The following is a 4,912-nucleotide window of genomic DNA, read 5'->3' as shown; positions in this document are numbered from 1 at the left end:
TGGATCAGCTCGATCGAGCTCGAGAATGCCGCAATCGGCTGCCCCGGCGTGGCCGAGGCGGCCGCGGTGGGCGTCTACCACCCCAAGTGGGACGAGCGGCCGCTGCTGCTGGTGGTGCGACGGCAGGGCGCGGACGTTTCCGAGCAGGCGATCATGGAGCACCTCTCCCGCCACGTCGCCAAATGGTGGCTCCCGGACGAGATACTGTTTGTGGAAAGCCTGCCCCACACCGCCACCGGCAAGCTCCTGAAAACCGCGCTTCGCGAGCAATATAAGGACCACAAGCTGGCGAGCGCCGCCTAGAAGAGCCGAAGCTGCGGCCCCTGCGGCGGCTTGAAGAGGTCGGTGCGGAGCTTGATCCGCTCGTCGCCGAAGCCGTGCTTCTTCCTGGCGATATTGAAACGGGTGGCGAGGAGGTCCGCCCACGGCCCCTGGCCGCGCATCCGGCTGAACCAGTTAGGGTCGTTGTCGCGGCCGCCGCGGAGCGACTGGATGATGCTCATCACCTTCCCCGCCCGCTCCTGGAAATGCTCGTCCAGCCAGGCGCGGAACAGGGGCGCCACTTCGTGCGGAAGCCGGACCGGCAGGTAGAACACGCCTCGGGCGCCCGCTTCCGCTGCGGCGGCGACGATCTCCTCCATCTCGCAGTCGGTGATCCCGGGCACAACCGGCGCGATCGCGACGGTGGTCGGAACGCCCGCCGCGCTCAGCGCCTTCACCGCCGCCAGCCGCTTCCGCGCCGCGGGCGCTCGCGGCTCCAGGGTGCGGGAGATTTCGGGCGTAAGCGACGTCACTGAAAGCGCCACCGAAACCAGCTGCTTCTCCGCCATCCTGGCGAGCAGATCGATGTCGCGGGTGACCCGATCCGACTTGGTGGTGATGAAGAGCGGGTGGTTCGTCTCCGCCAGCACCTCGACGATGCTCCGCATGATCCGCCACTTGCCCTCGATCGGCTGATAGGGATCCGTGTTGGTGCCGATCGCGATCGGCGCGCAGAGATAGCGTGGGTTTGCCAGCTCCTTGCGGAGGAGCGTGGCGGCGTCGGGCTTGGCGAACAGCTTCGATTCGAAGTCGAGGCCCGGCGACAGATCGTGAAACGCGTGGGTTGGCCGCGCGAAGCAATAGATGCAGCCGTGCTCGCAGCCGCGATAGGGGTTGATCGAGCGGTCGAAGCCGACGTCGGGCGAGACGTTGCGCGCGATGATCGTCTTCGGCTTCTCGACCGTCACCGTCGTCCGGAGCGGCGGCAGCTCCCCGTCCAGTTCCTCGCGCGCGTCGAGCCAATCCCCGTCAGCCTCGCGAACGGCGAGGCCGAAGCGGGTGGGGGTCCTGTTCTCGGGCGCGCCGCGCCCCTGGCGGACATCGGGACGACTCATGCCCTCCAATTAGAGGACAAGCGCGAACATAACAAGAACGATCAGTCGGTGCCCTGAACCGGCGCCGCCGTCCCCGCCCTCGGCTCCAGCCGGACCGCGGAAGGACCGCGGGCACCCGGGAATTTCGGCCAGAGCCCCTGCACCAGCGCCTTCCGGCTCGCCGACTCCTTCCCCTCCTTCTGCTCGTAGATCCAGTAGTTGCGGAGGATGATCGGCACGTAGCCGCGGGTTTCCCAATAAGGCAGCGATTCGATGTAGAGCAGGGGATCGCCGCCGTCGAAGGCGCGGGCGTTCCACTCCGCGACCGGCACCGGCCCGGCATTATAGGCCGCGATCACCTTCGGAAGCAGACCGCCGGTGCCGCCATTGTCGCGAAGCGATTCGAGATAGGTCTGGCCGTATTCGAGATTGTAGGCCGGCTCGCTAAGCTGCTTCGAATCGAAAGGTTCGCCGCGGCTCCGGGCGATGTCGCCGGCGGTGCCGGGGCGGACCTGCATCAGCCCGGATGCGCCGGCGGGGCTCACCACCTGCGTGCGGAAATTCGATTCCTGCAGCGCGTGCGCGAAGGCGAGCGCCTTGTCGACCCGCCAGCCGCGCACCGGCTGCCAGTCCGGCTCCGGATAGCGGGCGGCGATGTTCACCCGCGCCCCCGCCGGAGCATTGTGCGCGAGCCAGAATTGCGTTCCGGCGAGGTTGAGGTCTGAGGCGAGGTGGATCAGCGCCTCATGCTCCGCCGCGGTGCCGAGCCGCGCCTGGTGGCGGATGGTTTCGTCGGCGAGGTTGCGTTCGCCGAGCTCGTTCAAGGCGATCGCGGCCCGCACATTGGGCTTGGTCGCAATCCCCTGCCATTCCGCGTCGCGATAGTCGTGGAGCTGGCTCAGCGTGGGCTTCTTGACGCCCAGCGCTCCCGCCGCGAGCAGCCCATAGAAGGTCTCCGTCAGCCGCGCCGCCGTCCGCAGCCGAGGCTGGACCCGCTCCGGCCGCCCGCAGCGCATGTCGGACCGCGCTGCCCAGTAATTGCCGGCGGCGTTGAGCTCGGGATCGGTGGCCCGCGCGCCCACCATCGCGAAATTGTCGGCAGCGGCCTTGCAGTCGCCCATCCGCCACGCGGCGAGCCCCGCCACCCATTCGGCCTGCAAAGTCCACTCGCCGACGCCGGAACGCGCCTGGTCCGCCAGCCGGCGCGCATCGGCGCTCCTGCCGATGAGGTAATAGGACCAGGCGATACGCTGTTGATATTCGGTCCGCGCCTCGGGCGTCAGCCGGTCCTGCCACTCGAGGAGATAAGCCTCGGCCTCGCTCGGCCTGTCGCCGACGATCAGCGGCTGGACGAGCCCTTCGAGCTCGGCTCTTACCGGATCGGTCGCCGCGGCTTTCGGGCGCGTGCGGCGCGGCTGCTCGCCCTGCCAGCGAAGTTCGCGCGGCTCGGCGACCGGCGGCAGCTCGGTTGCTCCCCGCGTTCCGGCGAGTCGGCTGAGCTGCGCCGCCTTCGGCATTTCCGGCGCCGCGGCGACCAGCGCCAGCAGCGGAGCAAGCTCGACCTTCGGCGAGCCCTTGGCGAGGTAGAGCTCGGCCCGCGCCACCGAATGGAGCGGCCCGTCGCCCATTGCATCGAGCCGGGCGGCAGCTCCGGCCCAATCCTGCGTCCGGATCGCCGCGAAGATTTCCCGATAGCTCGTGCGCTGAGCCTCGGTGAGGATGGACGGCATCCTCGCCTGTCGAACGGCGCCGGCCGCATCCGGCGCGGCGAAAGCCGGCGCGGCGGGGAGCGTGATCGCCGCGGCCAGGAGCAGGTTACGCATACCGGTCATTGGTTCAGTCCCTCCATCAACAATTGAAGGTCGGCCCAGGCATGTGCCTTGGCCGCAGGCTGATTGAGCAAGTAGGAAGGCGGCAGGGTTACGATTGTCCTAATCTGCCCCGCATGGGTGGCGACTTCGTGCCAGCGCCCGCGGGCCTGGGCCATACTCATGCCCGTCAGCGCCTTTGCGGGCGCATCCCCGAACAGGAGCAGCGCCTTCGGCCCGGCAAGGCCGATATGGTGGCGGGCGAGCGCCGCGCATTGCTGCGCGGCATCGCTCGTGAAGCGGCCGTCGGGCGAGCGGAGGCAGGAGAGCGAAGCGAGATAGATCGAATTCCGGTCGCGGCCGATCGCCGCGAGCATCCTGTCGAACAATTTGCCGACTTCGCCGGACAGGAGCGTGCCCGTCGAGCAATCCTCGGCCGCCGGCATGTCGGTGACGATCATCAGCCCCGCCGCGGGATCGCCCGCCGGGCAGACGCGCCTCGCAGCGCCGGACGCGAAGGGGAGGGCGCTGCTTTCCCTCAGATAGGCCTGGAACAGATCGAGCTGGTCGGGGAGCGCTTCGGCCGGCCTGGCAGCGGGCGCCTCGACGGGTGCAGCCTTGGCTTTCGGCCTCAGCCAGTCGCGCGGCGTCTCGTCCACGAGCACGTCGACGCCCGCATCCTGCCACCATTGCAGCACGCTTGCCGCGCCCGCCGCATCCATTGGATCGTTCCCCCGCTCCACGCTCTCACTTGAGTCAGAGGCGGGCGGGCTGGTCAACCGCAAAAGACCCTCTTATCTGCCAGCTGTTGCACCGGCGCGACGAGAGCCCGAACGAGGAGCGGTAAATGGCGGAACGCGAGTCGATGGCCTATGACGTGGTGATCGTCGGCGCAGGCCCCGCGGGGCTCGCCGCGGGCATCCGCCTGAAGCAGCTCGCTGAAGAGCAGGGGCGCGAAATCTCCGTCTGCATCCTCGAAAAAGGCTCCGAAGTCGGCGCCCACATCCTTTCCGGCGCGGTGATCGATCCCCGCGCGATCGACGAGCTGCTCCCGAACTGGAAGGAGCTCGACAGCCCGCTCACGGTGCCGGTTGTCGAAAACCGGCACTGGGTGCTCACCGAAAAGAAGAAATACGAGCTCCCGCACATCATGATGCCGCCCTTCATGTCGAACAAGGGCACCTACACCGCCTCACTCGGCAACGTCTGCCGCTGGCTTGCGGGACAGGCGGAGGCTCTGGGCGTCGAGATCTTTCCGGGCTTTGCGGCAGCCGAAGTGCTGTTCAACGACGACGGCTCCGTGAAGGGCGTCGCCACCGGCGACATGGGCGTTGCGCGCGACGGCACGCATAAGCCGGATTACCAGCCGGGGATGGAGCTTCACGGCCGCTACACCTTCTTCGCGGAGGGTGCCCGCGGGCACCTTACCAAGGAAGTGAAACGCATCTTCAGCCTGGATGCGAACAGCGAGCCGCAAGTCTATGGCATCGGCCTTAAAGAGCTATGGGACATCGACCCCGGCAAGCATGTGCCGGGGCGCGTGATCCACACCCAGGGCTGGCCGCTCGACGACGCCTGGGGCGGCGGCTTCATCTATCATCAGGAGGCGGGGCAGGTCGCGATCGGCTTCGTCGTCGCACTGAATTACCGCAACCCCTATCTGTCGCCCTTCGAGGAATTTCAGCGCTTCAAGCAGCACCCGGCGGTGCGCGAGATCCTGGAGGGCGGCCGCCGAGTCAGCTACGGCGC

Annotated in this window: 5 protein-coding genes; 2 read left to right on the top strand and 3 right to left on the bottom strand. The window is 68.0% G+C overall.

Annotation, left to right across the window (positions count from 1 at the left end):
- Positions 1 to 303: AMP-binding enzyme (locus VF662_RS10655; protein WP_464140868.1), on the top strand; the 303-nt coding region annotated here is incomplete at its 5' end.
- Here VF662_RS10655 and VF662_RS10650 read toward each other — a convergent pair.
- Genes VF662_RS10650 through VF662_RS10640 form a run of 3 tightly spaced genes read right to left on the bottom strand, consistent with a single transcriptional unit; the run spans position 300 to position 3,885 of the window.
- Complete coding sequence (locus tag VF662_RS10650; protein ID WP_464140863.1) at positions 300 to 1,376, bottom strand: PA0069 family radical SAM protein; 1,077 nt, start codon at positions 1,374 to 1,376, stop codon at positions 300 to 302. The genes VF662_RS10655 and VF662_RS10650 overlap by 4 nt on opposite strands.
- Positions 1,377 to 1,417: 41 nt before the next feature.
- Positions 1,418 to 3,187, bottom strand: coding sequence for a lytic transglycosylase domain-containing protein (locus VF662_RS10645; RefSeq protein ID WP_464140861.1), 1,770 nt, complete (start codon positions 3,185 to 3,187; stop codon positions 1,418 to 1,420).
- Complete coding sequence (locus VF662_RS10640; RefSeq protein WP_464140858.1) at positions 3,184 to 3,885, bottom strand: uracil-DNA glycosylase; 702 nt, start codon at positions 3,883 to 3,885, stop codon at positions 3,184 to 3,186. Before VF662_RS10640 ends, VF662_RS10645 begins: the two co-directional genes overlap by 4 nt.
- A 125-nt stretch (positions 3,886 to 4,010) precedes the next feature.
- Here VF662_RS10640 and VF662_RS10635 point away from each other — a divergent pair.
- The coding region (locus VF662_RS10635) for an NAD(P)/FAD-dependent oxidoreductase (protein ID WP_464140856.1) at positions 4,011 to 4,912 on the top strand (902 nt) is incomplete at its 3' end.

Origin of the sequence: Allosphingosinicella sp. (genome assembly GCF_036387215.1) — a bacterium.
GTDB lineage: Bacteria > Pseudomonadota > Alphaproteobacteria > Sphingomonadales > Sphingomonadaceae > Allosphingosinicella.
This window is presented reverse-complemented; position numbering and strand designations above follow the sequence as displayed.